Below are 26,034 nucleotides of genomic sequence, written 5' to 3'. Positions count from 1 at the left end.
TCAGCGCCCGATCCTGGGGTCGATGGCGACGTAAATCAGGTCAACCAGCAGGTAAACGACCAGGGAGAAGATCGCCGAGAACAGCACAAAGCCCAGCACTGGGTAGATGTCGGCGTTCAGCACGCCTTGCACGGCGTATTGGCCGGCGCCACCCCAACTGAAGACGATTTCTACCAGGACGGCGCCGCCGAGCAGATAGCCATACAGGACGCTGATGATGGTGACGACCGACGGCAAGGCGTTGCGCAGGGCGTGGCGGACCACCATTCCGTGCGGCAGGCCGGACAGCACCTCGTAACGGCTGAACTCGGATTGCAGCATTCGGTCCATGGTGGACTGGGTCATCTTCAGGATGGGTCCGGCATTGATCAGGCTCAGGGTCAGGACAGGCAGGAACAGGTGACTGAGGGCGGACCAGAAAGCGGCCCAATTGCCGGCCAGAAGGCTGTCGATCAGCAGGAAACCGGTGACGGTCGGCGGCGGCAAGATCGCGAAGTCGATACGGCCCAGCGGGGCGGGTACGATGTGTAGAACGGTGTAAAAGAGAAAGATGAGCACCAGCGCCAGCCAGAAGTCCGGCAGCGACCCGGCAGTCAGCCCATACAGCCCGGCAACTCGGGCGAGGATGCCTTTTTCGTTGAATGATGCGGCGATGCCAAGCGGTAGCCCGATCACGATGGCGCCGAGCAGGCCGAGCGTGACCAGTTCGAGGGTGGCGGGAAACCGTTGCAACAGATCTTCCAGAACTGGCCTTGTGGTTTGCCAGGACGTGCCGAGGTCGCCATGGATCAGATTGTTGAGAAAGTGGACGAACTGAATCGGCAGGGAATGATCCAGGCCCAGCTTGGTGCGCAGGCCGGCAACGGCTGCGGCGGAGGCAATCGGGCCGAGCATCAACACGGCCGGGTCGCCGGGGACCGATTTGATCAGCAGGAAACTGACCAGCAGAATGCCGAACAGTTGCGGCACGATGAATAACAGACGACTACCGAGGAATGAGATGATCCGCATCACGCCCTTTTTGCTGCTTGGGCGTGGTCGCGCAGGGTGACGTCGCGGATCAGGCGGCGGACCTTTACCGGGTCGCCGAACACCTCAACGCTGTTGCCGACGAGGGAGAAGCCAAACACGGTGATGGCCAGAGCGAGACCGGGGAACACCGAAGGCCACCATTCACCAGTCACCACGTTCTGGAAGCCGGTTGCGATCATGCTGCCCCACTCGGGGCTGGGGGCACGAACGCCGGCGCCGACGAAGCTGAGGCCGGCGGTCAGCAGGATGGACCAGCCAATGTTAACCGAAAGCTGTGCCAGGGCGGGTCCCATGGCGTTGGGGATGACGTGGCGCAGGATGGTCTGGCGGTCGGTCAGGCCGGCGACCATGGCGGCTTCCACATAGCGCATGTCGCGGATGCCCATGACCTGAGATCGCATCAGGCGCAGGTAAATGGGGATGTTGACGAAGGCGATGGCCAGAACCACGGTCTGGATGCTCTGGCCGAGGCTGGCGACCAGGGCGATGGCGAAGACAAACACCGGAAACGCCTGCAGCACGTCGGCCAGGCGCATGATCAGGAATGCGATCTTCGAGCGGATCGTTCCGGTGCGGCTGTAATACCCAACCCAGGCGCCGATCAGACAGCCAAACGTGGCGGACACCAGAGTGCCCAGCACAGCAATTGTGATGTCTATACGTGGGCCATACAGAACGCGTGAGAAGATGTCCATGCCGACAGCGTCGGTACCGAGCCAGTGAAGATGATTGGGGGGTTGCAGGAACTGCGCGGGGTCGGCCTCTATCGGATTGTATGGCGCGATCAGCGGCGCAAGCGCTCCGGCCAGGATGGCGACGGTGACGATCAAATAACCGAGGGCAAAACTGGGGCGGGCGGCGGCAATGCGCAGCGCGGTATGAAGTCGTGACTGCCGAGACGGTCCAGACATCACCGCCGGTCGCATGTCTGACGGGACCACCGACGAGACGCGCAGTCGCTTGACCAATCTGCAGGCAAAAGCACAGATGACGAGCCGGTGGCCGGTTCCGGGACAGCCTATGCGGGTCATGGCTGCAGGGCAGCCTTATCGACCTGCTGGCGGCCACTGATCTGCGCGTGCTGGTGCCTCAGGTGCGCGGCGCCAGGGCGGCCGGAGTGCCTGTGGTGTCGTCGGGTTACAACGGCAAGGAACATTCGGCTATCGTGCGCAAGAACGCCGATGCCGAATCCCGATCGATTACTACGAAGTCGGTTCGTCAAAGCTGGACTGGGCGGTGGTGCAGACCAGGGGCAACATGAAAGCGCTGGTGCTGATCTCCTCCGGCCCGCTTTCGACCGACAGCATGGCTGCCGGGGTCGTTGTGGAAACTAAGCACAGCGAGCATTGCAAGGCAGGGTGATGAACTTCCGGTTGTTGGCTGGGGCACGGGGATCACGCCGAACGTTCCGTCGGCGCTGCTGAGTGACCGGACGATGAACACCTTCATTGTGATCTATGACAGCATGTCGCAGTTCGTGGTGCGTGCGGTGATTGCCGTCAATGCCACCGAACGAATGAAGATTGATGCCTTCAACCGCGCGCCGTTCGTGCTGCGGCTGATCCAGGAGGACAAGGTGCGGATGGGCACCGGCGAAACCTGCACTCAGCAGCATTTCCCACCGGCTGTTGGAGATCCCGCTTGAGTTCTACTATGCTCTTTTGCTGTACGTCCTGGTCTGGTATGTGTCTGAATTCACTGCGATCGGGCTGCAGAAGCTGTTCGTCGGCTGTATGCGGGGACGCAGGGGGCGTCGGACCCTTCCAGGGTTCGACCAGTATTGCGCCGGGGCGGTTCAACGCCTGGGGTTCGGCGATCGCCACTCATTCCTGGGGGTCGGCATCACCGGTCTGGAGTTCATGGGTGGAAGCAGTTTTGTGCGGGACATGTTTTTTGGGGTCGCCCTGGTGCTGGCGGTGACCTTGTCTCAGCTGGTACGCGGGCGGGAGGAGCAGCAGTTCCAATCAGAACTTTGAGACCCATCGCGGGCCGTCGACGGAAATCTGTTTGTTGCGGATCGGTGTAATCATGAGGGATCAATGACAAAGGAAATACTCTGCGGCTTTGGCGTCGATGTTGACGCCGTGGCCGGCTGGCTGGGTTCATATGGCGGCGAAGACTCGCCCGATGACATCTCACGCGGCCTGTTTTCCGGCGAGGTTGGCGCGCCACGTCTTGTCGAGCTGTTTCGTCGGTTTGGTATCAAAACAACATGGTTCATTCCCGGCCACTCGATCGAGACCTTTCCACAGCAGATGCAGGCCGTAGCCGAAGCGGGACACGAGATCGGCGTGCAGTGGTTCCACGCATCCGGCGGTAGTAGTCCTGGCCCTCCTCGTCGGCCATCTCTTCGGCGAAGTAGTGATAGAACTCCTCGGCTTCCCGCCGGGTCGGCCGGCACACCACATGCGACATCGTAAACACCGAGATGGCGCGGCCACGCGTGGCCATATGATCATTGATATCCGTCAGGATCGCCGGAACCTGCTCAAGCTGGGTCAGGTTGGTGAACAGCACGTCGGCCGCCTGCGCGGCGAAGTCGCGCCCCTTCGGCGAAAAGCCGGCCGACATCACCGCCGGCCACGGCCGCTGGATCGACAGCGGATCGGTCTGCAGCCGCCGCAGCTTGAAGAAACGGCCGTCCCAGTCGAACTCCGGCCCCCCGGCGAGCAGTCTCGACCAGACCTGGAACCACTCCAGCCCGTGGTCGTAGCGCGAGTCCTGGTCGATGGTGACGCCGTGCAGATCGAACTCCTCCTGGTTCCAGCCGCAGACGATGTTCAACCCGGCTCGGCCGTTGCTGACATGGTCGATGGTCGCCATCGCCTTGGCGGCAAACGCGGGCGTCACCAGCGGCACGTGAATCGTGCAGAAGATGGCGATGCGTTTGGTCAGCGCGGCCAGCGCCGCGCCATGGGTCAGGGTCTCGAACGACCGACCGTAGATCTTCGCCTTGCCCTGGTAGCCGCGCCATTTGGCGACCGGCAGGATGAACTCCAGCCCCGCCTCGTCGGCGATACCGGTCATCGCCGCGATATCGGCCCATTCGGCCTTCCAGCGGTCGGGCGCCAGGCTCATGGTCAGGCCGCCGTCGCAGTTGGCGCTGAAGATTCCCAGCTTGAACCGATTGGGACCAAACAGCGGGTTGCGACGCCGGTCTGTCTGCAAGTTACCCTCCGCTGGATTGCCCGGGCGCGGACCCGAGCCCATCTACCCGCAAGCGGTCGGATCGATTTGGTGCGGTCGAGAAGACTCGAACTTCCACGAGGTTGCCCCCACAAGCACCTCAAGCTTGCGCGTCTACCATTCCGCCACGACCGCACCGTGGTAGGCTGGCGGCGGCATATAACGGATGAATGATATCGGTTCAATGACCTCTTGCTCCCAGCAGCCCGGTGCCCAGCTGCACCGTTCCCATCGGCCTGGTTCCCAGCCACCTCGCTCCCAGCCAGCGCAATGGCGCCTCGCCGACGGCCTCACCGAATACCCCGCGGCGCTCGCCGACATGCAGGCCCGGGTCGCCGCCATCCGCGCCGGCACCGCGCGCGAATGCGTCTGGCTGGTCGAGCATCCACCGCTCTACACCGCCGGCACCTCCGCCAAGCCGGCGGAACTCACCGACCCGACCCGGTTTCCCACCTTCGCCGCCGGCCGCGGCGGGCAATGGACCTATCACGGACCCGGCCAGCGTACCGCCTACGTGATGCTCGACCTCGACCACCCCCACGGCAGCGTCCCGGCGCACGACATCCGCTGCTTCGTCAACGGCCTGGAGCAATGGCTGATCCGCACCCTCGACCGCTTCGACGTCAAGGGCGAACGCCGCGACGGCCGCGTCGGCATCTGGGTCGCCGACCCAATCACCGGGGCCGAGGCCAAGATCGGCGCCATCGGCGTGCGGGTCACCCGCTGGGTCAGTTGGCACGGCATCGCACTCAACGTCGACCCTGACCTGACCCACTTCGGCGGCATCGTCCCCTGCGGCCTGCCACAATACGGCGTCACCAGCCTCGCCGCGCTCGGCATCACAGCCACCATGCGCGATGCCGACACCGCCCTGCGCGCCGCCTGGCACGAGGTGTTCGGCGACTCACCCGAAGCCTGAACCCCCCGTCTTGAACGCACGCCCTGAAAGCACGCACCGTCGCTCGTCTTGGCCCACGACCTCGCTCGTCGCACGAATTCGTGTAGCCACGAGATGCGCTGACGTTCCGAACGGCGCATATTAAGCTTTACTTTGCCCCCGCCGTTTCTACTCAAGCACCATGCAGAGCGAAATCCCATTTATTCGGCTGTCCGCCGGCACCATGTGCCCGGCGCGCACGCGCGATACCAACACAACTCCACGGTAGGGTAGCCGAACCGCTTGCTGTTCCAGGCCCCGCCGAAACCGGACGGGGCCTTTTCCATAACTGGGACCTTTCCGGATCTGCTCACCGACCCGTTCGAAGCCCGGAACATGTCTCGCCCACCATCGGACACCGCCAACCAGGAACTACGCGCCGTCCTCGCCTGCCTCGATATCGGCGTGCTGACCGTCGATCGTTCCTTGCACGTCTATTTCACCAATCCCGCCGGCCAGGAACTGATCCGGCGCGGCGACGGCCTGCGAATCGCGCGCGGCCGCCTGTACGCAGCCACCGCGGACGCCACAAATCTGCTCATCGCCGCGGTCGGCAACGTCGCAAAGCGCTCATCCGATGCCGCCTCGCCCAACCCGGTAGTCGCGGTCGCCGGCGAATCCGATATGCCGATGTATCGTATCGTCATCGCCGCCTTGGCCCCGGCGCTCGACCCCGCCGCGGCCGCCGAAGTCGTGCTGTTCGTCGATACCCATCGCCAGGCCGACGCCGCGACCGAGGCGCAAATCTTCCAGCACGCCTTTCAACTGACCAGGGCCGAGGCCACACTCGCCGCCCATCTGCTCTCCGGCGAGTCGCTGACCACCGCCGCCGAAAAGCTCGGCGTTACACTCAACACGGTTCGTTCCCAGCTGCGGGCGATCTTCGAAAAGACCCAGGCCCGCCGTCAGGCGGATCTGGTCCGGCTGCTGGCCAGCCACCTCTTCCTGCGCCGCTTATTTGTTAACCAAAACAAAAATAATTCGTCCCGCATCATCCGTTCAGAGGATGCGCCAAGCTGGCGGGCCGAGGCATTCTGATCACCCTCGCCCGATCCTGGTGCAACAATCAAGATCGATCAAACCGCGAGGCCAGCTGAAAATGGTCCAGGGATTCGATACTATGACCACATGTACATCCGCGTGACGCGGACACACGCTCAGCACCCCGCCTCGGTTGCGGATCGCACCGCCATCCTCTGACGGTCGAACCGGATCCGGTAACAACCGGCCATGCACCGACCACGGGCTTGAGCGTCTGTCCAACAAGACAGAACACGGCTGCGCAAGTTCAGCCAGCCGCTCTTCAGCTCAAGCAGGAGTAACGGTCATGCTGCCGTTCATCATCGATCAGGATTGGTATCAACGTCATTGGCTCACCGAACGAAAACGCCCGAAGCCTCGGCCGCGTCTGCGGCCGGCGCTGCAGCGCGTCGCGTTCTTTCTCGACCATCTGGCGGACCAGGCCATCCGCTGGGTCAGGATCCGCCGCCAACACGCCCGCGATAGCGAAACTCTCAACCGCTTCAACGATCGCGACCTCCGCGATATCGGCCTCACCCGGCTCGACATCCCGGCGATCCTGAACGGCACCCATCGCCGCTACCAGGACGCGCCGCGATCGGACTGACCGGCTAATCGGCGGCTGTCTGCAACACGACAGCCGCCGCCAGCCCGGCGCGGCAGCCCCGCCCCGACCGGACCCGACCCAACGCCGCCGACCGGACCGCCGCGCCATCCCGAACCATGGTCCGCCCGCCGAACCACGCGGCTGTGCTGACGCCGCGCCAAAACCGCGCTACACACGCCCTGTGAGCCCTTCCATCGCGCTGCCCGACGCCCCTTCCGTGGTCGCCGGCCACGGCCGCGCCGCCGTCCTCACCCCGGACGGCGAACTCCTGCTGCTGCCCACACAAGATGCCGCCGCGCTGCTGAAAACCCTGCCGCCGCCGATCCTGGTGCACGCACCGGCCACCTTCCGCCGCCTCGGCATCCGCCCCGGCCCCGCGTTCGACCTGCTCGACCTGTTCGCCTTCGTCCGACCCGCCCGCACCGCCGCGCCGACCCCGCGCGGCCTGGCCATGGCGCTGGACGACGATCAGCCGCCGATCGGCCTCGAAGCCGAGGTCACCCGGCTGCCCGACCTCGCCGCCACGCTGCTGAACCAGCTTGCCCAAGGCCGCGACACCCTGCTCAACCGCGACGCCGCCACCCTGGCCGCGCGCATGCAGAAGGCCGGCTGGGGCTGGGGCGGCTACGTCACCCACGCGCTCGGCCGCCCCGACGCCGCGGCGACCAACGAACCGATGAAAGTGTGGAAGAAACTCCCCGAGTGGGAGGATGCCGCCCCGCAGCCGCCGCCGTCCGCCCACCCGGTCCCCGAATCCGAGGCCCGCCTGCGGCTCGCCGCCATGCTGGGCCCGCACGCCGAACAACGCCCCGGCCAGGGCGACTACGCCGCCGCCGCCGCCGCCGCCTTCGCCCCGCGCGAAATCCGCGGCGATCCCCATCTGGTGCTGGCCGAGGCCGGCACCGGCACCGGCAAGACGCTGGGATACCTCGCCCCCGCCAGCCTGTGGGCGGAAAAGAACCGCGGCGCGGTCTGGATCAGCACCTTCACCCGTCACCTGCAGCGCCAGATCGACGACGAACTGGAACGGCTGATCCCCGACCCGACCCAGCGGCGCCGGCGCATCGTGGTCCGCAAGGGACGCGAGAACTACCTCTGCCTGCTGAACCTCGAGGACGCCGTCGGCAGCGCTTCCGGCGGCTTCATGCACCAGCAGGTCATCCCGCTCGGCCTGATCGCCCGCTGGGCGATGGCCACCGACGACGGCGACGTGCAGGGCGGCGACCTGCCCGGCTGGCTGCCGGAACTGTTCGGCACCGCGCTGATCGCCTCGCTCGCCGACCGCCGCGGCGAGTGCATCCACGCCGCCTGCCCGCACTGGCGCCGCTGCTTCATCGAACACACCATCCGCCGCTCCCGCACCGCCGAACTGGTGGTCGCCAACCACGCCCTGGTGATGACCCAGGCGGCCTGGGGCGGCCTCGACGACAACGCGGTGCCGACCCGCTACGTGTTCGACGAAGGTCACCACGTGTTCGACGCCGCCGACAGCGCATTCTCCGCCGCGCTGTCCGGCATCGAGACCGCCGAACTCAGGCGCTGGCTGCGCGGCGCCGAGGGTGGCCGCTCGCGCGCCCGCGGCCTGCGCAAGCGGCTCGACGACCTGGTCGCCGACCGCCCCGCCTTGGTGGCGCCGCTGGATGCCGCGCTGGCCGCCGCCAACGCCCTGACGCCCGCCGATTGGGCTGCCCGCATGCAGGACCCCGACCCCGAACGCGACACCCCCGAACTCAGCCACATCGAACCGGGCCGCCCCAACCCCGCCGAATCCTTCCTGCGGCTGATCCGCCGCCAACTGCTGGCGCGTTCGCCCGGCGCCGATCCCCGAGGCCCCCAAGGCTCGATCGAATGCGACGTGTTCCCGCTCAACCAGGATGCCGCCGCGGCCGCCGAAAGCCTTGCCAAGGCGCTGGCCAGGATCACCGAACCGCTCGCCACCCTGCGCGAACGCCTGCTCGCCCGGCTGGACGATGAAGCCGAGGAACTCGACGAAGCCACCCGCAATCGGATCGAGGCGATCGGGCGGTCGCTCACTCGGCGCGCGCTCAATCCGCTGCAGGCCTGGCAGACCATGCTCTGGAGCCTGACCGAACCGCAGCCCGAACCCGGCAAGCGCCCGACCCATGTGCTGTTCCTCCGGCTCGACCGCCGCGACGGACCGCGCGACCTCGATGTCGGCCTGCACCGCCATTGGCTCGACCCGACCATCCCGTTCGCCACCACCCTGGCCGCGCCGGCGCAAGGCTTGCTGGTCACCTCGGCGACGCTGCGCGACTCCGGCGAGGCCGACCCGGAAACCGCGTGGACCTCGGCCGAGGCACGGGTCGGCGCGCCGCATCTGCCCTCGCCGGCGATCCGCGCGGCGGTGGCTTCGCCGTTCGATTACGCCCTGCAGACCCGAGCCTTCGTGGTCACCGACGTCACGCCAGGCAACCTGGACCAGCTCGCCGCCGCCTATCGGGCATTGTTCCTGGCCTCCGAGGGCAGCGGCCTCGGCCTGTTCACCGCGATCGCCCGGCTGCGCGCGGTGCACGCCCGCATCGCTCCGGAGTTGGAACAGGCCGGCATCCCGCTCTACGCCCAGCACGTCGATGCGATGGGCAACGCCACCCTGGTCGACATCTTCCGAGCCGAACAGGAAAGTTGCCTGCTCGGCACCGACGCGATGCGCGACGGGGTGGACGTGCCCGGCAACGCGCTGCGCCTGGTGGTGTTCGAGCGCACCCCCTGGCCGCGGCCTGACATCCTGCACCGCGAGCGACGCATCCACCTGTCCGACGGCGATCCCAAGGGATATGACGACCGGATCGTCCGCCTGCGGCTGCGCCAGGCGTTCGGGCGGCTGATCCGCCGCGCCTCCGATCGCGGCGTGTTCGTGCTGCTCGACCGTCAGGCCCCCAGCCGCCTGATGTCGTCGTTTCCCCCCGGTGTCACGGTGCAGCGCGTCGGCCTGGCCCAAGCCGTCGCCGAAACCGCCACCTTTCTACGGACTCGTGCCTTTGTGACACCACCACCGCCGGGGTAGAGCAGCATCGGGCTGCACCGACCGTGCGTGACGCGTCGCTGTGTGGCATGCGGTTTGCTACGCTAATTCCAAGATCGCCCCCCGTATACGCGATTATCGTCAGTGACATTGGCAAAGATGATGGCATCTTGGACAAAAGCGCCATTGTTCTGCGTCTATGCTCCATTCTTACGATCGGTGAAGAAGGTTAGCCGGCTCGATCAAAGGCGAAGCCCTCAATGGCAGCCTAGGAGTTCAGCATGCTACGTCATCCCATCTCGACGGCACGGTTCTTTACTCTCGCGGGCGTCATCACCGCCCTCGCACTGCCTCCCGACACCTCGGCGCTGGCGCAACAAACCCGCGGCGGGGTGACCGACCCGATTGGCGTGATACGGATCCCGAAAGGCGCCCCGGTCACCATCGGCGGTTACTGGGTCATCTCCGGCCCCGATACCGCCCTCGGCACCGATTCCATGCGCGGCACGAAAGTGGCGCTGGCGGATGCCGGCAACAAAATCGACGGGCACCCGATCAACTTCGTCGTCGAGGATGACGCTTGCTCCGCCGAGGGCGGCCAGACCGCGGCTACCAAGCTGGCCTCCATCCCAAACATGGTGATCGTGCTGGGCCCGGCCTGTTCGTCTGCCGCAACGCCGGCGGCGCCCATCCTGTGGCAGGCCGGCATCGCCGATGTTTCGAACGCCGCCAGTGCTCCCTCACTCACCGCGCCCGACCGCAAGCCCGAATATGATGGCTTCCTGCGCACCATCCCGAGCGACCTTGGGCAAGGCAAGGCCGACGCCACCTGGCTTTACACCAAGCTCGGCGCCCGCACCGTCGTCGCCATCCACGACGGCAGCCCCTACGCTCAGCAGCTCGCCGCCGTCATGGCCAAGAACTTCACCGAACTCGGCGGCAAGGTGCTGTCGACCGAGGCGGTGGCGCCCACCGACGTGGACATGCACCCGGTGCTGACCCGCATCGCGACCGAAAAGCCCGATGCGATCTACATGCCGATCTTCATCGCCGCGGCAGCGCAGTTGTTGCGGCAATCCAAGGATATTCCCGGGCTGCAAAAGACCGCCCTGATCGGCGGTGGATCGCTGATGGCCCCCGAATTCATCCAGGCCGCCGGCCCCTCGGTCGTCGGCTTCCGCATCTGCTACCCCGACGTCTCGCCCGAGGCGCGGGGCAAGGGCTACCCGGCGCTGGTCGCCGAATACACCAAGATGTTCGGCGAGGCGCCGATCTCGGGCTATCACGCCAACGCCTATGACGCCGCCGAGATCGCCATCAAGGCGATCGAGAAGGTCGCCAAGACCGGCCCCGACGGCGCTTTGTATATCGGCCGCAAGGCGCTGCGTGACGCCGCGTTCCAGTCCTCCTTCGACGGCGACAGCGGGCCGATCAGGTGCGGCGAGCACGGCGACTGCTCCACCTTCAAACCCGCGGTGTACGAGTTCGTCAGCGACGATCCGACCACTTTCAAGGTCGGCACCAATCCAAAGCGGATCTTCCCGTAGTGTCCTGCCTCCGAAGTCCGTCGCATTATGCGGCGGACGTAGGGGATCAGCAGGCCACTGCAAACAAACAGTTAGTGTCCTGCCCGCGAAGTCCGCCGCACGACGCGGCGGACGCAGAGGATCAGCAGGCCACTGAAAACCCAGAGGATGCGGCCAGCATGCCCGATTCGCTGCACCGGAGCGTCGCATGAGTGAAGCCGCACTGCCGGTCCAATCCGCCGACAGGCTGCGGCAGTTCCTGCACCGTGTTACCTTCGTCGATGTCGCGCTTTGGACCCTGCGGATCGTGGTGCTGGCCGTGATGATCGGTGGCACCGTCGGCACGCTGATCCGGTCGCGCTACGGCATCACGCAATGGGTCGATTTCGTCCTGTTCGGCATCACCATTGGCAGCATCTACGCGCAGATCGCGCTCGGTTACACGATGGTCTACGGCGTGCTCCGGCTGATCAACTTCGCCCACGGCGACATCATGATGACCGGGGCATTCGCCGGCTATTTCGTCGCCGACAGTTTCGACCGGTCGGGCTTCCTGGCCCGTCACGCCATCATCGCCGTGCTGGCCACCCTGCTGATCTCCGTTATCGTCTCCACCGCCAGCGCCCTGCTGGTTGAGCGCCTGGCCTACCGGCCGTTCCGCCATGTGCGCGGCTTCGCGCCCCTGATCAGCGCGATCGGCGCGTCGTTCTTCCTGGAGCAGACCGTCCGCGGCCTGTTCGGCTCCTCGGTGAAGTCCTATCCGGACCTGCACTGGACGCAGCCGGCGCTGAACGTATTCGGGTTCATGGTGCCGAAGATCGACCTGCTGGTGATCGGCGCGGCACTCCTGTCGATGGCGTCTCTCTACACCGTGGTCAGCCACACCAAGATGGGCGCGGCAATTCGCGCGGTGTCCGAGGACAAGGAAGCCGCCGCCCTGATGGGCATCGACGTGAACAAGGTGGTGATCTTCACCTTTGCGCTCGGCGGGATCATGGCTGGCATCGCCGGCGTGCTGTACGCGTTCGTTTTCAAGCAGGTTTATTTCTTTACCGGATTTACGCCCGGCGTGAAGGCGTTCGGCGCCGCGGTGCTGGGCGGCATCGGCAACGTGCCCGGCGCCATGGTGGGCGGACTGTTCCTAGGTTTGTTCGAATCCGTCGGCCCGTCGCTGTTCTTCGACGGCTTCGGCATTCCCGCGCCGTATCAGCTGCGCGACCTGATCGCATTCACCCTGCTGATCATGGTGTTGATTTTCCGCCCGCATGGCCTGTTCGGTGAGCGCCTTGCGAAAGAGCGGGCATGACCATCCCCGACCCGGCGATCGCCACCATCCTGCATGATTCCGAAGCCGCCGCGGATGCCGCCCCGGCGCTCCGCCAGACCATCCTGACCGGGCTGCTGTTCGGTATCATCGGCATCTACCTGGCGGCGGTGGGCCTGCTGCTGATGCTGGACGGGCGGGCGATCATCGTCGGCGTCATGACCCTGGGTGAGGCCACGCTGTTGGCCCTCGGGCTGGGTGTCGGCGTGACCGCCGCGCGCGGCACCCGGCGGGCGGGCGACCGTCTGATCCGCGGACTCGCATCGGGTGCCATCGCCGGTGGCACGCTGGCGCTGCTGCCGATCGTCATGGCGGCGGTGCCGCTGCGCTGGATCTTCATCGCGCTATCACCGGCGCTGTCGCAGATGCTGACCTTTGCCATGGGCGTGCCGGATGGGTCTCTGCTGATGCTGGCCGCCGGCGGCGTGGCGGGCGTGATGGGCGCTCTGGAAACCCTGCTGCCGGCGCTGGCCCGTCGCATACTGGTGGTCGGATGCAGCGCCGTGATCGTCGCCGGGGTGTTCCAGGAACTGATCCAGATCATGCTGCAGACGCGCGACTCGCTGACGCCTGTGAATGACTTGCTGTATACATGGCAGGGCCTGACGACCCAGGGCGCAATGATCGTCTTCGTCGTCGCGGTGGCGCTCACTCTTGCATCGTCCGGCATTGCCCGGCTGCTGCGCCGCGACGCCGCACCCCCGACGCCCGCCGCCCGAAAGCGCCGTCAGTTGGTCAAGGGCGGCCTGTTGCTGCTCGGCCTGGTCCTGCTGCCGCTGGCGGCGGGTGCTTACATCGGGCAGGTGATGATGCTGGTCGGGCTCTACATCCTGATGGGCATGGGGCTGAACCTGGAGGTCGGGCTGGCCGGCCTGCTGGACTTGGGCTTTGTCGCGTTCTTTGCCGTCGGTGCCTATGCCACGGCACTGCTGACCGGTGACAATTCGCACGCCCTGGCCGCAATGACGTTCTGGGAAGCGATGCCGATCGCGGTGCTCTGCTCGGTCGGCGTCGGCGTGCTGTTCGGGCTTCCTGTGCTTGGCGTCCGCGGCGACTATCTGGCGGTCGCGACCTTGGGCCTGGGGGAGATCGTCCGCGTCATCGTGGTATCCGACTTCGCCGCCCCGCTGCTGGGTGGGGCGCAGGGGCTGCTGCAGATACCGCGCCCGTCGCTGTTCGGCCATGTGCTGTCCGGGCCGGTTCAACTGTTCTACCTGACGCTGGTCGCGGCGCTGATCGCTGCGTGGTTCGCCTGGCGACTGGAGAACTCGCGGCTGGGCAGAGCCTGGATGGCGCTGCGCGATGATGAAGACGTTGCTCAGGCGCTGGGCATCAACCTGGTGCGGGCCAAGCTGCTGGCCTATGGGCTGGGGGCGGCGTTCGCCGGCCTGGCCGGTTCGATCTTCGCGACGATGCTCAGTTCGGTCTATCCTTCCAGTTTCCAGCTGCTGATTTCCATCAACGTGCTGGCGCTGATCATCGTCGGTGGCATGGGTAGCCTTCCCGGCGTGATGGTTGGCGCCGTGGCGCTGATCGGATTGCCCGAACTGCTGCGCGAATTCGGCGAATACCGCTACTTGTTCTATGGCGCGGCGCTGGTGCTGATGATGCGCCTGCGGCCGGAGGGGCTTTGGCCCTCGCCAACGCGCCAGCGCGAACTGCATGCCGATGACGACCTCGTCGCCGCCCCCGCGGAGTAGCGCCATGGCTGGCAATGTCATTCTCACAACCGCCAAGCTGTGCAAGCGGTTCGGCGGCCTGGCGGCCGTTGCGGACCTGGATCTGTCGGTCGAGGCCAACACGATCCACAGCATTATCGGCCCGAACGGCGCCGGCAAGACCACTGCCTTCAACATCATCACCCAGAACCAGGCACCGAGTTCGGGGGAGGTGCGGTTCCTCGGCGAGCGGCTGAACGGCTACACGCCGGATCGCGTCGCCGCCGCCGGGATCAGCCGCACCTATCAGAACATTCGGCTGTTCCGCAACATCACCGCGATCGAGAATCTGCTGGTCGGAATGCACTTGCATCTGAAATCACACTGGTGGGGCGCGGTGCTGAACACCCGCCATACCCGCGACGACGAGGCCCACGCGCAGCAGGAGGCGATCAGGCTGCTGCATTTCGTCGGCCTGCGCGGACGCGGCGACATCCTGGCGCGCAACCTGGCCTATGGCGAGCAGCGGCGGCTGGAGATCGGTCGAGCGCTCGCGACCAAGCCGAAGCTGCTGATGCTGGATGAACCGACGGCCGGGATGAACCCGCGCGAAACCTCCGACATGATCGACTTCATCCGCACCGTGCGGGCGACTTACGGCATCACCATCATCCTGATCGAGCATCAGATGCGCGTGGTCATGACGATGTCGGACCGCGTCACGGTGCTGGATCATGGCATGAAGATCGCCGAGGCCACGCCGGCCGAGGTGCAGAACGACCCCGCGGTGATCGAGGCTTACCTTGGTCGCCAAAAAGGTATTCCGCCCCTCGCGCGCCGCCGCGCCGCGCTGCGCATGGCGGGCGCGTGATCCGTGGCGCTGCTGGAAGTCGACGACATCCATGTGTTCTACGACAAGATCGAGGCGCTGAAGGGCGTCTCATTCGTCGTCGAGCAGGGTTGCATCGTGACGCTGGTCGGCGGCAACGGCGCCGGCAAGTCCACCACCCTGAAAACCATCAGCGGCCTGCTGCATCCGCGGCGCGGTGAGGTGCGGCTGGAGGGCCGCCGGATGAGCACCATGCAGGCGCACGAGATCGCCGCGATCGGCGTTGTGCAGATCCCCGAAGGCCGGCGTATTTTCTCCCGCCTGACAGTGCGGGAAAACCTCGAAATGGGCGCCTTCACGCGCAAGGACCGCGCCGGTATCGCCGGCGACAAGGAGAAAATGATGGCGCTGTTCCCGCGCCTGAGCGAACGGTGGAATCAGGTCGCCGGTACGCTGTCGGGCGGCGAGCAGCAGATGGTGGCGACCGCCCGCGCCCTGATGGCGCGCCCGCGGGCCTTGCTGATGGATGAGCCAAGCATGGGTCTGTCGCCAATGATGGTTGAGCAAGTGTTCGATACGATACGAACCATTAATGAAGAAGGCGTCACCGTACTGCTGGTTGAACAGAACGCGCTACTCGCACTGAGCATGGCGGATTACGGCTACGTCCTGGAAAGCGGACGCATCATCCTGAGTGGCAAAGGCAGCGACTTGTTGGACGATGAGCGAGTCCAGCGCGCTTACCTCGGGTGAGTTCGTGATAGGCGGACGATATCGAATGAGGATCAGACAATCCCGGGTGCCCAGGTCACCGAACGGGCGGCTCGTCCCCCTCAGCATCGCGAACCAGCGACGGCATCCGCCGATTGCCATTCCAACAAGTCCACGATCCGCGAGCGCCTCCGCTGCGGCCCGAACCGCATACGCCAGGCTCGATCGCAGCCCGCTAATCTAGCGCATGATCGCGGCTCGGGCGGAACGTTCGAGGTGCATGAATCACGCGTCAGAACAAAGAACTAGGCCATTTTCCGCATCCACAGTCATGCTGAAAATGCTCGAGCGCCGCATTAAATGACACAAGACCATTTTCCGCATGCATATTCGGGGCGGAAATGGTCTAAGCCTGCCCCGTGGCTTATGCCGATCATGCCTGGAGAATTCGATGCGTTCACGTGATAACATCAACGCGCCCGAGGCACTGGTGCTCACCATGGTATTGGTTTCCGCCGCCGACGGCGGCATGACAGACCGCGAAATCGGCATCATGTCCGGTCTGGTGCAAACCCTGCCGGCGTTTCAGGACTTCACCAGCAACGAACTCGCCGACGTAACCGAACGCGCCGCAAGCCTGCTGCACGAGGACGACGGGCTGGAGCATGCCGGCCGTCTGTTGCGCGCCGCGCTCACCGGCAAGCTGCGCGAAACCGCCTACGCCCTGGGCTGCGAGGTGGTCGCCGGCGGCGACGGCGCACGCCGCCAGTCGCTCGAGATGCTGGAATACGTGCGCGGTGAACTGGGTCTCGATACGCTGATCTCCGCCGCCATCGAACGTGGGGTTCGCGCCCGCTATCAGCGTGTCGAACCAACCGACTAGACCATGATCGCGCTGGGCGGAACGTTCAAGGCGCGTGAATCATGCGACAAAACAAAGAGCTAGACCATTTGCAGCATGCACAGTCATGCCGCAGATGGTCTAGCATCCGATCGCAGAGCAGCCTGGGTCGCAACGCGACCACGCTTCGCTGCTTGAATCGGCTACTTCAAAGCAAAACCGAGTACCGCGCTTCAACGATCCGCGATACTAGAACCCGACCGCGGAACAGCGCCAGACACGCAGCGTCCACGATCCGGCGCGTGAACCGGCTGCTCAAACAGAAACCGCCCCATCGCGCTGCCCTGATACGCGATGCCGACCCGACTGAAGCGCTCGGGTCGGACCCGCGGTCACAGCGGCGCCGATGAGGCTCCTGGTCGCGACATGCCTGGCCGCGGCGCCGGTCGCCACGCTGGCAATCCTGGCAGTGTTTCGATGGGCCGCCTTGTGGCCGGCGCTGGCAGCAATCGCAATCAGCATCCTGCTGGCCGGCGCCTTCGCCCTGGTCTGGGGACGCGACCTCGACCTGCTGATCGGCCAGGTGCGACGCATCGCCGCCGACGACGCCGGCCCCCTTGCGCGGCTCGAAAGCGCCGTGTTGATGGACCGCCTGGGGCACGAAATGGAACGCCTGTCCCGCCGCCTCGCGATCCGAACGGCGCTGCAGGAACAGCACCGCCGCGCCGACACCCTGATCCTCGAACGGCTGCCCGACCCGGTCATCGTGCTGTCGCACGATCGCAGCCTCCGCCGCGCCAACGCCGCCGCCCGTTCGGCGCTCGACGACGACCTCCCCGCCGTGCTGCGCCATCCCGGCGTGCGCGGCGCGATCGACCGGGCGCTCGCCACCAACCAGTCGCAGGCCGCCGAGGTCCTGCTGCGCGCCCCGGTGCCGCGCGACCTCTACGCCACCGTGGTGCCGATGGACCCGCCGCTGGCCGATGGTGGACAACTCCTGGTGGTGTTGTCGGACCGCACCCGCGAACGCGCGGTGGAGCAGATGCGGGCCGATTTCGTCGCCAATGTCAGCCATGAGTTGCGCACGCCCCTGGCCTCGCTGATCGGCTTCGTCGAAACCCTGCGCGGACCGGCCGCCGACGATCCGCCCGCCCAGCAGCGCTTCCTGGCGATCATGGCCGAGCAGGGCGCCAGGATGAACCGCCTGATCGACGACCTGCTCAGCCTGTCGCGCATCGAGTTGACCGAGCACCAGGCACCATCCGATCCGCTCGACCTCGCCGAACTGATCCACCGCATGGCCGCCGGTTTCGAGCCGCGACTGCGCCAGCGCAACGTCAAGCTGGCGGTGCGCGTCGACGACGACCTGCCGGTTGTCACCGGCGATGCCGACCAGATCGCCCAGGTGCTGCAGAACCTGCTCGACAACGGCCTGAAATACGGCCGCGACGATGGCGTGATGACCCTCGATGTCGGCGTGGCGCGGCCCGCCAACCGCTGGCCCAGCCGCCCCGGCATCGTCATCGCGGTGACCGATCAGGGCGCCGGCATCCCCAAGCAGGACCTGCCCCGGCTGACCGAACGATTCTACCGCGTCGACAAGGGACGCTCCCACGCCGTCGGCGGCACCGGCCTTGGCCTCGCGATCGTCAAGCACATCGTCAACCGCCACCGCGGCCAGTTGCTGATCGAGAGCGAGGAAGCCCAGGGCACCACCGTCAGCATCTGGCTGCCGGTGGCCAATGCCGCCACCCGGCTCGCCGAGGCCGACTGACCTGCCCCGCCCAACCCAGCGCCATCGACCGTTGCAACCGTTACGACGAGGTCCCATGCCAGCCGCCCATCGCTTCGCGTTGCTCCTCCTGCTGACCCTCGAAGCCGTGACGGCACAGGCTGAAACTACCGACGCGCCAACAGAGGCACTCAGCGCCCGCCTGCCGCAAGTTCTGTCACTCGCCTCGCTCGGCATGCTGACGGTGCAGCCGGCTTCGGTCAGCATCACCCGCGACGGATCAACCTACAGGGTGCGGCTGCCGCTGACCGGACTCTCGGCACCACCCGACGCCGCCGTCACCGCCGTCGCCCGCCCGCTGCGACAGGGCGGCTTCGAAGTCTCATCCATGGCCTTCCCGCCCAACGGCACGCTGCAAACCGTCCTGGGCAACGGCACGCCCAGCCGCATCGCCTTCAGCATCGGCAGCCAGGCCGCCGCCGCCAAATTGGGTCCGACACCGACCGCCGAGACCTCCTACACCGCCGCCTTCGGCGCCATACAGACCCATACCGAGCAGGCCGACCAGCGGATCGACCAGACCATCGACCATTTCGCCAGCGACGGCACCGTCGTTGCCGCACCCGACCGCCGGATCAGCTTCAGCACACAAAACCAGGCCACCGGTCTCCATCTGGCGGGCCACGGCACCGATGGCGGGTCCTCCGACACCGCCATCCGGGCCCTCGCCGGCCATGTCGCGATCGACGGGCTCGACCAGGCGCAAGGCGGCCGCCTGCTGGCGGCGGTCCGTGCCCTCATCGCCAGCCCCCCAGCGCGCCCACAGCCCCCTATGCATCCACAGCCCCTGGCACCCGCCACCTCCCCGGCGCAGCGCCAGCAATTGCGCGCCGTCGTCGATGCCGCCCCCGGCCTGTTGAACCGGATCGAGGCGGACGAAACCATTCAGGATATCCGCTTCCGCTTCGCCCCCGCGAGCGGCACCGCCGCAGGCACCATCGACACTCTCCGCCTCCACATCGCCGGTGACGTGGCCCGGAATCGCCTCGACGGCCGGCTCGCCATCGTCGCTGACGGCATCGCCAGCTCCACCGTGCCGCCGCAAACCCAGGACCTCGTGCCGCGTCACATCGACTTCAGGACGGTGCTGGCTGGCGTCCCGACCGCGGGGCTGATCGCGCTGCTGCGAACCGCGACCGAGGCCCCGTCCGACCCCGCTCTGCTGCAAGCCCAGGCCACCGCTCTGCTCGCCGAACCGGGCGCCCGCATCGCCATCCAGGCGCTGTCGATCGACGCCGGCCCGCTGGCGATCACCGGGTCAGTCAACCTGCGCCCGCCCGCCACCGCGGGGCTGGCCGGCAACGTCCACATCGCCGCGCGCGGCCTCGACGCGTGGCTCGCCCGCTTCCAGCGCCTGCCAGCAGTGCGACAGGCATTGCCGATCATCTTCCTCGCCAAGGCGCTTGCCCGAACACAGGGCGACAGCCTGGTCTGGGACATCAGCTTCGGAGACGGCCCGCTGACCGTGAACGGCACCCCGCTCGGTCAACCCGGAACACCGTAGGTGGCTGGCTGCTTAACCCAGCTTCGCGAATCGGCGCCGAACGATCTGCTTAAGAGCCTGACTCGAAATCACCCTGCCGTTTCCGGAATGGCCGTTATCGCGCTTAAAGGCCAAGCTCACTATGCGAGCCGAGCCGCACAAGCTCCAGGTCGTCACCGGGCTTGCGGTAGATAAGCACAAGATCGGGCCTGATGTGGCAATCGCGATGATCGACCCAGTCGCCGGTTAAAGCGTGATCGAAATTACGATGCGGCAAAGGGGTTTCGGCGGCCAGCAGGTCTACGACCTCCTGCAGCAACGCATCGAGCCTTTTACCAAGCTGGCCCGACTTTTCCCGGCGATAGTCGCGTTTGAAGCGGTTCGTGTATTTAACAGTCCGCATTCAAGCTCGCGATGAGGGCCGCGGGTTTGCCAACCGTTACCAGGTCGCCGCGTCGGGCCGCCTGCATGGCGGCCACGGTTTCGGCATTGGGCACAAGCGGTTCAAATGGCAGCGCCTTTTCCGCCGCCACGCGCTTCAACAACATGCGGAAGGCATCCGATAGGGACAGCCCCATAGCGGCTAGCACGGCGGCGGCCTCGCTTTTGGTCGTCTCGTCGATACGCGCGCGGACAACGGCCTTCTCGGTCATGGCTAAAGCCTCCTGTTGAGCTACAGCGTAGCCCACATAGGCATGTTTATCCAGGATCATCATCGGTCCAGTTTATTCAAATGGCACGCTGGGCGGCATGTCTTGCCGTTCCATAACAAAATCCCGTCCGCCTGCCCGGCCTCCCGCCGCCGTCGAAACCGGCGCCCCCCTACATGGCGCGCACCCCTCAACTAGCGTCAGTGATTCGATCTCTGAACGGAATGTCCGGCTTCGTGCGACGCGGCCGCAAAACAGACCCAACTACAACTGCCGGGTTTCCACCGGCGGATTCCCCCAATTGTCGTGCAGCCCATCCATATACGTCACCGGCGCGCCAACCAGATCCTCAACCGCCAGGTCGTCGAGTGCGGCGAGATGAACCGAGACATAGGGATTGCCGCCCATTTGCTCGATCCTCCCATGGCCATGCGTCGCGATGCCGCATTTCGAACAGAAGCGGTGGTGTCCTTCGCCCCATGCCCCAGACTTGGAATAATCGCTCAGCACATCCTCGCCGCTCAGCAGGCGAAAATCCGCCGGCCCCAACCGGCCGGCGTTCCACATCCGCTGCTTCCAGCACATGGTGCAGTTGCACTTGCCGGTTCCCTGATCGAGGTCGATGTCAGCCTCGAAGGTGACAGCGCGACAATGGCAACTGCCATGATAGGTTTTCTTCATATCGATCTCCGTCAGCCTGGCCTGAAATACGTTGGCGTCGCCGTCATCCCCCTCAACCGGAGCCCTCGTCCACGCCGCGACCCACCCGATAGATCACCACATCCCGATGCGTGCTGTCTTCCAGTTCCAGGCTGGTCTCGATCCGGTAGCCCGCCATCCTCCGCAACCCCGCGGCCGGCAGGTAGGCGCGGCCGGGATCGGCGATCCAGACCTCGGCGACACCGGCCATCGACCGCAGCCACGGCATGATCCGCCCGGTCATCGGCGCCTCGTAACAGATATCGCCGCACACGATCAGATCCCAGCGGCACGCCATCCCCACCACATCGCCTGATCGAGCCACAACGACCCCATTCGCCGCCGCGTTCATCCCCACCGCCGCCAGGGCCAGCGCGTCGATCTCCGCCACCTCCACCGCCGCCGCCCCGGCCAGCGCGCCGGCGATCGCCGCGATGCCGCAGCCGGCGGCGAAGTCCAGCACCCGCTTGCCGGCCACCAGCCCCGGATGGTCCAGCAGATGGCGCGCCAGTGCCTGGCCGCCCGGCCAGGCAAACGCCCAGAACGGTGGCGCCACGTTATGTTCGGCCAACCACGCCTCGGTCGCCTGCCAGATCGGCGTGATCTCGGTCGCCAGATGCAGCTTGATCTCCGGCACATGGGCGGCCGTCGTCAGCATCGTGTTGGCCCGGATCAGCGCCTCGGGATCGTTCAAGCCCAGCCCGCCAGGATCGCCAGGCCAACCGCCAGCCCGGCCTCCCGGTTGGCCCTGAACAGACGCAGGCATCCGGCCGGGTCGTCGATGTCCAGCGCCACCACCTGGCGCGCCAGCAACGCCGCCGGCAGCACCAGCGCCGGGTAGAACCACCCGCCCAGCCCAGCGACCCAGCCGGCCAGCGCCAGCACCGCGATGCACCCCGCGTAGCACGCCGCCAGGAACGGCCGGGTGCGTTCGCCGAACAGCCGCGCCGTCGAACCGATGCCAACCAGGGCGTCGTCCTCGCGGTCCTGATGCGCATAGATCGTGTCAAACCCCAGATCCCACAGGATCGCCGCGCCATAAAGTGCCGCCCAGGCGAAATCGAGCCGCCCGGCCGCCGCCGCATAGCCCAGCGGCGCGCCGAACCCGAAGGTGAACCCCATCACCAGTTGCGGCCACCAGGTCACCCGCTTGGCCAACGGATACAGCGCCACCAGCAGCAGCGACGCCACCCCAAGACCCTGGGCCAGCCGGTTCAGTTGTAACAGCACCGCCAGCCCCAGCCCCAGCAACACGCCCAGGAACACCAGCGCCGCGCGCGGCCGCAGCGCGCCGGAGGCCAGCGGACGCCCGGCGGTGCGTGCCACCTTGCGATCGATATCGCGATCCCATAGATCGTTGACCACGCAACCGGCGGCGCGCATCACCAGGCTGCCGACGGCGAACAGAGCAATCAGGCGGACGGTCTGGCCAACCGGGGCTCGCACCAGCAGGATTCCCCACAACCCCGGCAGGAACAGCAGCCAGGTGCCGATCGGCCGGTCCAGCCGGGCAACAAGCAGAAACGGCAGCCACGCGCGCGGCAACCGTGCGATCCAGCCGGTGGCGACGATGTCGGTGTGCATCATAACGGAGTTTGTCGGCGGTTCCATGCGTGCATCAACCGGTCATACAGCAAAGCCATGATCCGCCTGCATGTCGAGGCGGCACTCGCCGACGGTGCCACGATCCAGGCCAGCGAGGCCCAGGCGCACTACCTCGGCACCGTGATGCGCCAGGCGATCGGCAACCCGATCCGCCTGTTCAACGGCCGCGACGGAGAATGGACCGGCCGAATTGCGGAATTGACCCGAGGCAAGGCCGCCTTCGCGGTGGAAACCCGGCTCCGGGCGCAATCCGCCGACGCCGACCTTTGGCTGATGTTCGCCATCCTCAAACGCGACACCACCGACCTGCTGGTGCAGAAGGCCACCGAACTCGGCGTCGGGTCGCTGCTGCCGGTGTTCACCGAACACACCAACGCCGGGCGGATCAATCTCGACCGCCTGCGCGCGATCGCCATCGAGGCCGCCGAACAAAGCGAACGCCTCACCGTCCCCACCGTCCAACCGGCGCGCCAACTGCACCACGGCCTCGCCGGCTGGCCACCCGAACGCACCCTGTTCGCGGCGCTGGCACGCGCCGACGCCCAACCCCTGGCCGCGGCGACCGCTCCAGCCGGACTGCTGATCGGCCCCGAGGGCGGCTTCGGGCCGCGCGATCACACCGCACTCGACCGCTGCCGCTTCATCCGCCCGGTTACCCTCGGTCCGCGCATCCTGCGTGCCGAGACCGCGGCGATCGTCGGCCTGGCCTTGTTGCAAGCACCGCGTGGGGACTAGTACGGTGACCTTCGACACAGCCGTGCTCCGTTCCGGTTCTCGGCCAGCAGCTAAAGCATGATCGCGGCTTCGGCGGAACGTTCAAGCTGCGTGAATCATGCGACAAAACAAAGAGGTAGACCATTTTCGGCATGTCCGGTCATGATGAAAATGGTCCAGCCAGCGCATCCCACCGCCCGACCGGCGGTATAACCAAACTGCCGTGGGAACCCCATGTCCAATCCCGGTGACACCGACGACACGCCGCTCACCTCGATCCGCCAAATGGCGGAGTATTTTGAAGCCGGCGCCAAGCCGGCGGCGCAATTCCGCATCGGCACCGAACACGAAAAATTCGGCTTTCGCGCAGCCGATTTGGCCGCGCCACCGTACCTCCCCAGCGACGGCCAGCCCGGCAGCATTCGCGACCTGCTCGCCGGCCTGGGCCAATTCGGCGGTGCCCCGATCCTGGACGGCGACAACACCATCGGACTGAAGCAGGGCGCCGCCTCGGTCTCGCTGGAGCCGGCCGGACAGCTCGAATTGTCCGGCGAGCCGCTGGACGACCTGCACCAGACCCGCCATGAGCTGGAAACCCACTTCGACCAGGTCCGTGCCGCCTGCACCCCCCTCGACATGGGCTTCGCGCCGCTCGGTTTTCACCCGCTGGCCCGCCGCGCCGCGATGCCATGGATGCCGAAAGGTCGCTACGCCATCATGCAGCGCTACATGCCGCAGGTCGGCGCCATGGGCCTCGACATGATGACCCGCACCTGCACCGTGCAGGTCAATCTCGATTTCGCCTCGGAGCAGGATATGCGGCGCAAGCTGCGCGTCTCGCTGCTGCTGCAGCCGCTGGCCACCGCGCTGTTCGCCAATTCTCCGTTCACCGAGGGCAAGCCGAACGGCTTCCTGTCCTATCGCGCACAGGTCTGGACCGACACCGACAACCAGCGCGCCGGAATCCCTCCGGTCATGTTCGAGGACGGCTTCGGCTTCGAACGCTACGCGTCATGGTTGATCGAACACGTGCCGATGTATTTCGTCTACCGCGACGGCGGCTACATCGATGTCGCCGGGCAGTCGTTCGCCGCGTTCATCGCCGGACGGGTGCCGGCGCTGGCCGGCGTCACCGCCACACACGGCGATTTTGCCGATCACGTCACCACCGCGTTCACCGATGTGCGCCTGAAACGCTTCCTGGAAATGCGCGGCGCCGATGCCGGACGCCCCGACATGATGCTGGCACAGTCGGCGCTCTGGGTCGGCCTGCTCTACGACCCCGCCGCGCTGACCGCCGCCGAGGCATTGCTGCGCGGGGCGTCCTGGCAGGATGCGGTCACCGCCCGAGCCGCCGTGCCGCGCCAGGGCCTGGACGCGCTGTGGCGCGGCGGCACATTGCGCGACATCGCCGCCGACGTCGTGGCGATCGCCCAGGACGGCCTGCGCGGCCGCCACCGAGTCAATGCGGCCGGCGAAGACGAGCGGGCCTATCTGCAACCGCTGCAAGCGATCGCCGCCGGAGCGCCGACCCAGGCCGAACATTGGCTGCAGCGCTACAACCAGGCATGGGGCGGCGACGCCGGCCGAATCTTCCAAGAAGCCGTCATCTAGACGGGTGCCATGGACGCCATCCAGCAGGTTGCCGCTGCCGCAAAACCTAGCCGTCAGCCTTGCCCGGCGTCGCCCAACGCTGCATAAACCGCCGCCAGATGGCTATCACGGACGATATCCGCGGCGTTCTGGCGCCGCCCCATCCCGCCGGGCGACCGTTCATCATGGCGGGAATGATCGCCCTGCTGCTAGGCTTTGCCTTCGGCGCCTGGCTGATCTGGCTGGGCCTGATCTTCACCCTGTTCTGCCTGTATTTCTTTCGCGACCCGGAACGCCATCCGCCGCCACGGGCCAACCTGCTCCTCGCCCCCGCCGATGGCCGCGTGGTCGCCGTCAGGCCCGCCGCCCCGCCGCCGGAACTCGGCCTAACCACCGGACCGCGCTGGAAAGTGTCGATCTTCCTCTCGGTGCTGAACGTCCACGTCAACCGCGTGCCGGCCGACGGCGTCATCACCCGCATCGCCTACCGGCACGGCGCCTTCGTCAGTGCCGGCCAGGACAAGGCCAGCGAGGCAAACGAGCGCAACGCCCTGGCCATCCGTCTGCCCGACGGGCAGGAAATCGCGGTGGTGCAGATCGCCGGCCTGATCGCTCGGCGCATCCTTTGTTCGGTGCGCGAAGGCGACCCGGTGACCGCGGGCGACCGCTTCGGTATCATCCGCTTTGGCAGCCGCACCGATCTCTACCTGCCCGAAGGTGTGCGCCCGCTGGTGACCGAGGGCCAAACCATGATCGGCGGTGAAACCGTGATCGCCGAACTACGCCAAGACATCGCCGACCGGAACGCATAAGCCCATGAAGCGTGCGGCAAACCAAACAGCCA

The 26,034-nt window shown here is 66.4% G+C and carries 25 protein-coding genes, 1 tRNA gene and 1 pseudogene; 18 read left to right on the top strand and 9 right to left on the bottom strand.

Annotated features, from left to right (window positions below):
* Positions 1-1,011, bottom strand: coding sequence for an ABC transporter permease (locus tag ACQY4Y_RS12310; protein WP_428490910.1), 1,011 nt, complete (start codon positions 1,009-1,011; stop codon positions 1-3).
* The gene (locus ACQY4Y_RS12305; RefSeq protein ID WP_428490909.1) at positions 1,011-1,943 is read right to left on the bottom strand and encodes an ABC transporter permease; all 933 of its coding nucleotides are present in this window, start codon (positions 1,941-1,943) and stop codon (positions 1,011-1,013) included. The genes ACQY4Y_RS12310 and ACQY4Y_RS12305 overlap by 1 nt, the downstream gene beginning before the upstream one ends.
* Positions 1,944-2,353: 410 nt before the next feature.
* Here ACQY4Y_RS12305 and ACQY4Y_RS12300 point away from each other — a divergent pair, with 410 nt between their 5' ends.
* The 3 genes and pseudogenes from ACQY4Y_RS12300 to ACQY4Y_RS12290 form a co-directional block, all read left to right on the top strand.
* Positions 2,354-2,677 carry a hypothetical protein gene (locus ACQY4Y_RS12300; RefSeq protein ID WP_428490908.1) on the top strand — a complete coding sequence of 108 codons (324 nt, stop codon included), beginning with the start codon at positions 2,354-2,356 and terminating at the stop codon, positions 2,675-2,677.
* A complete protein-coding gene (locus ACQY4Y_RS12295; protein ID WP_428490907.1) occupies positions 2,661-3,008 on the top strand; it encodes a hypothetical protein in 348 nt (115 codons plus the stop codon). The genes ACQY4Y_RS12300 and ACQY4Y_RS12295 overlap by 17 nt, the downstream gene beginning before the upstream one ends.
* 63 nt (positions 3,009-3,071) lie before the next feature.
* Positions 3,072-3,266, top strand: a pseudogene (locus tag ACQY4Y_RS12290) (polysaccharide deacetylase family protein); the annotation flags it as partial.
* On the opposite strand, the gene ACQY4Y_RS12285 reads toward ACQY4Y_RS12290, so the two are convergent.
* Positions 3,250-4,242: an LLM class flavin-dependent oxidoreductase gene (locus ACQY4Y_RS12285; RefSeq protein ID WP_428490906.1), complete on the bottom strand. Its 993-nt coding sequence runs from the start codon at positions 4,240-4,242 to the stop codon at positions 3,250-3,252. The pseudogene ACQY4Y_RS12290 and the gene ACQY4Y_RS12285 sit on opposite strands and share 17 nt — an antisense overlap.
* 25 nt (positions 4,243-4,267) lie before the next feature.
* Positions 4,268-4,353, bottom strand: a tRNA-Leu gene (locus tag ACQY4Y_RS12280).
* Between the two features lie 49 nt (positions 4,354-4,402).
* Here ACQY4Y_RS12280 and lipB point away from each other — a divergent pair.
* From lipB to ACQY4Y_RS12220, 12 genes are all read left to right on the top strand, one after another.
* Positions 4,403-5,137: a lipoyl(octanoyl) transferase LipB gene (lipB, locus tag ACQY4Y_RS12275; protein ID WP_428490905.1), complete on the top strand. Its 735-nt coding sequence runs from the start codon at positions 4,403-4,405 to the stop codon at positions 5,135-5,137.
* Between the two features lie 354 nt (positions 5,138-5,491).
* Positions 5,492-6,193 carry a helix-turn-helix transcriptional regulator gene (locus tag ACQY4Y_RS12270; protein ID WP_428490904.1) on the top strand — a complete coding sequence of 234 codons (702 nt, stop codon included), beginning with the start codon at positions 5,492-5,494 and terminating at the stop codon, positions 6,191-6,193.
* Positions 6,194-6,482: 289 nt separating this feature from the next.
* Positions 6,483-6,782, top strand: coding sequence for a hypothetical protein (locus tag ACQY4Y_RS12265; protein ID WP_428490903.1), 300 nt, complete (start codon positions 6,483-6,485; stop codon positions 6,780-6,782).
* A gap of 181 nt (positions 6,783-6,963) precedes the next feature.
* Positions 6,964-9,807: an ATP-dependent DNA helicase gene (locus ACQY4Y_RS12260; protein ID WP_428490902.1), complete on the top strand. Its 2,844-nt coding sequence runs from the start codon at positions 6,964-6,966 to the stop codon at positions 9,805-9,807.
* Positions 9,808-10,046: 239 nt separating this feature from the next.
* Positions 10,047-11,312 carry a branched-chain amino acid ABC transporter substrate-binding protein gene (locus tag ACQY4Y_RS12255; RefSeq protein ID WP_428490901.1) on the top strand — a complete coding sequence of 422 codons (1,266 nt, stop codon included), beginning with the start codon at positions 10,047-10,049 and terminating at the stop codon, positions 11,310-11,312.
* A 187-nt stretch (positions 11,313-11,499) separates the two neighbouring features.
* Complete coding sequence (locus ACQY4Y_RS12250) at positions 11,500-12,597, top strand: branched-chain amino acid ABC transporter permease (protein WP_428490900.1); 1,098 nt, start codon at positions 11,500-11,502, stop codon at positions 12,595-12,597.
* Entirely contained in the window at positions 12,594-14,315 is a 1,722-nt protein-coding gene (locus ACQY4Y_RS12245; RefSeq protein ID WP_428490899.1) for a branched-chain amino acid ABC transporter permease, read from the top strand. The genes ACQY4Y_RS12250 and ACQY4Y_RS12245 overlap by 4 nt, the downstream gene beginning before the upstream one ends.
* 4 nt (positions 14,316-14,319) lie before the next feature.
* Complete coding sequence (locus tag ACQY4Y_RS12240) at positions 14,320-15,144, top strand: ABC transporter ATP-binding protein (protein WP_428490898.1); 825 nt, start codon at positions 14,320-14,322, stop codon at positions 15,142-15,144.
* A 3-nt stretch (positions 15,145-15,147) separates the two neighbouring features.
* Positions 15,148-15,855: an ABC transporter ATP-binding protein gene (locus tag ACQY4Y_RS12235; protein ID WP_428490897.1), complete on the top strand. Its 708-nt coding sequence runs from the start codon at positions 15,148-15,150 to the stop codon at positions 15,853-15,855.
* Positions 15,856-16,264: 409 nt separating this feature from the next.
* Positions 16,265-16,696 (top strand): tellurite resistance TerB family protein, encoded by a 432-nt coding sequence (locus ACQY4Y_RS12230; RefSeq protein ID WP_428490896.1) that lies wholly within the window; start codon positions 16,265-16,267, stop codon positions 16,694-16,696.
* 364 nt (positions 16,697-17,060) lie between these two features.
* Positions 17,061-18,428 carry a sensor histidine kinase gene (locus ACQY4Y_RS12225; protein ID WP_428490895.1) on the top strand — a complete coding sequence of 456 codons (1,368 nt, stop codon included), beginning with the start codon at positions 17,061-17,063 and terminating at the stop codon, positions 18,426-18,428.
* A gap of 55 nt (positions 18,429-18,483) precedes the next feature.
* A complete protein-coding gene (locus tag ACQY4Y_RS12220; RefSeq protein WP_428490894.1) occupies positions 18,484-19,950 on the top strand; it encodes a DUF2125 domain-containing protein in 1,467 nt (488 codons plus the stop codon).
* A gap of 103 nt (positions 19,951-20,053) precedes the next feature.
* On the opposite strand, the gene ACQY4Y_RS12215 is transcribed toward ACQY4Y_RS12220, so the two are convergent.
* The 5 genes from ACQY4Y_RS12215 to ubiA form a co-directional block, all read right to left on the bottom strand.
* Positions 20,054-20,332, bottom strand: a complete 279-nt coding sequence (locus ACQY4Y_RS12215) for a type II toxin-antitoxin system YafQ family toxin (RefSeq protein WP_428490893.1) — start codon at positions 20,330-20,332, stop codon at positions 20,054-20,056.
* Positions 20,319-20,645, bottom strand: coding sequence for a type II toxin-antitoxin system RelB/DinJ family antitoxin (locus tag ACQY4Y_RS12210; protein WP_428490892.1), 327 nt, complete (start codon positions 20,643-20,645; stop codon positions 20,319-20,321). The genes ACQY4Y_RS12215 and ACQY4Y_RS12210 overlap by 14 nt, the downstream gene beginning before the upstream one ends.
* A 198-nt stretch (positions 20,646-20,843) precedes the next feature.
* A complete protein-coding gene (locus tag ACQY4Y_RS12205; protein ID WP_428490891.1) occupies positions 20,844-21,260 on the bottom strand; it encodes a GFA family protein in 417 nt (138 codons plus the stop codon).
* A gap of 52 nt (positions 21,261-21,312) precedes the next feature.
* Positions 21,313-21,972: a class I SAM-dependent methyltransferase gene (locus ACQY4Y_RS12200; RefSeq protein ID WP_428490890.1), complete on the bottom strand. Its 660-nt coding sequence runs from the start codon at positions 21,970-21,972 to the stop codon at positions 21,313-21,315.
* Positions 21,969-22,889 carry a 4-hydroxybenzoate octaprenyltransferase gene (gene ubiA, locus ACQY4Y_RS12195; RefSeq protein ID WP_428490889.1) on the bottom strand — a complete coding sequence of 307 codons (921 nt, stop codon included), beginning with the start codon at positions 22,887-22,889 and terminating at the stop codon, positions 21,969-21,971. Before ubiA ends, ACQY4Y_RS12200 begins: the two co-directional genes overlap by 4 nt.
* A 30-nt stretch (positions 22,890-22,919) precedes the next feature.
* Between ubiA and ACQY4Y_RS12190 the strand changes: the two genes are divergently transcribed.
* The 3 genes from ACQY4Y_RS12190 to ACQY4Y_RS12180 all read left to right on the top strand — a co-directional run bounded on the left by ACQY4Y_RS12190 (position 22,920) and on the right by ACQY4Y_RS12180 (position 26,002).
* Positions 22,920-23,618, top strand: a complete 699-nt coding sequence (locus ACQY4Y_RS12190) for a 16S rRNA (uracil(1498)-N(3))-methyltransferase (RefSeq protein WP_428490888.1) — start codon at positions 22,920-22,922, stop codon at positions 23,616-23,618.
* Positions 23,619-23,831: 213 nt separating this feature from the next.
* The gene (locus ACQY4Y_RS12185; protein ID WP_428490887.1) at positions 23,832-25,211 is read left to right on the top strand and encodes a glutamate--cysteine ligase; all 1,380 of its coding nucleotides are present in this window, start codon (positions 23,832-23,834) and stop codon (positions 25,209-25,211) included.
* Positions 25,212-25,309: 98 nt separating this feature from the next.
* Complete coding sequence (locus ACQY4Y_RS12180; RefSeq protein ID WP_428490886.1) at positions 25,310-26,002, top strand: phosphatidylserine decarboxylase; 693 nt, start codon at positions 25,310-25,312, stop codon at positions 26,000-26,002.
* Positions 26,003-26,034 lie beyond the last annotated feature (32 nt).

Origin of the sequence: Rhodopila sp. (assembly GCF_965277165.1) — a bacterium.
Taxonomy (GTDB): Bacteria; Pseudomonadota; Alphaproteobacteria; order Acetobacterales; family Acetobacteraceae; genus Rhodopila.
This window is presented reverse-complemented; position numbering and strand designations above follow the sequence as displayed.

Bases quoted from the DNA above. Each gene is read 5' to 3' on its own strand.
- ACQY4Y_RS12285 (WP_428490906.1), bottom strand. From the start codon at position 4,242: ATGGGCTCGGGTCCGCGCCCGGGCAATCCAGCGGAGGGTAACTTGCAG.
- ACQY4Y_RS12205 (WP_428490891.1), bottom strand. From the start codon at position 21,260: ATGAAGAAAACCTATCATGGCAGTTGCCATTGTCGCGCTGTCACCTTC.
- ACQY4Y_RS12305 (WP_428490909.1), bottom strand. From the start codon at position 1,943: ATGTCTGGACCGTCTCGGCAGTCACGACTTCATACCGCGCTGCGCATT.
- ACQY4Y_RS12180 (WP_428490886.1), top strand. From the start codon at position 25,310: ATGGCTATCACGGACGATATCCGCGGCGTTCTGGCGCCGCCCCATCCC.
- ACQY4Y_RS12270 (WP_428490904.1), top strand. From the start codon at position 5,492: ATGTCTCGCCCACCATCGGACACCGCCAACCAGGAACTACGCGCCGTC.
- ACQY4Y_RS12265 (WP_428490903.1), top strand. From the start codon at position 6,483: ATGCTGCCGTTCATCATCGATCAGGATTGGTATCAACGTCATTGGCTC.
- ACQY4Y_RS12255 (WP_428490901.1), top strand. From the start codon at position 10,047: ATGCTACGTCATCCCATCTCGACGGCACGGTTCTTTACTCTCGCGGGC.
- ACQY4Y_RS12220 (WP_428490894.1), top strand. From the start codon at position 18,484: ATGCCAGCCGCCCATCGCTTCGCGTTGCTCCTCCTGCTGACCCTCGAA.
- ACQY4Y_RS12240 (WP_428490898.1), top strand. From the start codon at position 14,320: ATGGCTGGCAATGTCATTCTCACAACCGCCAAGCTGTGCAAGCGGTTC.
- ACQY4Y_RS12185 (WP_428490887.1), top strand. From the start codon at position 23,832: ATGTCCAATCCCGGTGACACCGACGACACGCCGCTCACCTCGATCCGC.
- ACQY4Y_RS12230 (WP_428490896.1), top strand. From the start codon at position 16,265: ATGCGTTCACGTGATAACATCAACGCGCCCGAGGCACTGGTGCTCACC.
- lipB (WP_428490905.1), top strand. From the start codon at position 4,403: ATGACCTCTTGCTCCCAGCAGCCCGGTGCCCAGCTGCACCGTTCCCAT.
- ACQY4Y_RS12210 (WP_428490892.1), bottom strand. From the start codon at position 20,645: ATGATGATCCTGGATAAACATGCCTATGTGGGCTACGCTGTAGCTCAA.
- ACQY4Y_RS12310 (WP_428490910.1), bottom strand. From the start codon at position 1,011: ATGCGGATCATCTCATTCCTCGGTAGTCGTCTGTTATTCATCGTGCCG.
- ubiA (WP_428490889.1), bottom strand. From the start codon at position 22,889: ATGGAACCGCCGACAAACTCCGTTATGATGCACACCGACATCGTCGCC.
- ACQY4Y_RS12245 (WP_428490899.1), top strand. From the start codon at position 12,594: ATGACCATCCCCGACCCGGCGATCGCCACCATCCTGCATGATTCCGAA.
- ACQY4Y_RS12215 (WP_428490893.1), bottom strand. From the start codon at position 20,332: ATGCGGACTGTTAAATACACGAACCGCTTCAAACGCGACTATCGCCGG.
- ACQY4Y_RS12250 (WP_428490900.1), top strand. From the start codon at position 11,500: ATGAGTGAAGCCGCACTGCCGGTCCAATCCGCCGACAGGCTGCGGCAG.
- ACQY4Y_RS12190 (WP_428490888.1), top strand. From the start codon at position 22,920: ATGATCCGCCTGCATGTCGAGGCGGCACTCGCCGACGGTGCCACGATC.
- ACQY4Y_RS12225 (WP_428490895.1), top strand. From the start codon at position 17,061: ATGAGGCTCCTGGTCGCGACATGCCTGGCCGCGGCGCCGGTCGCCACG.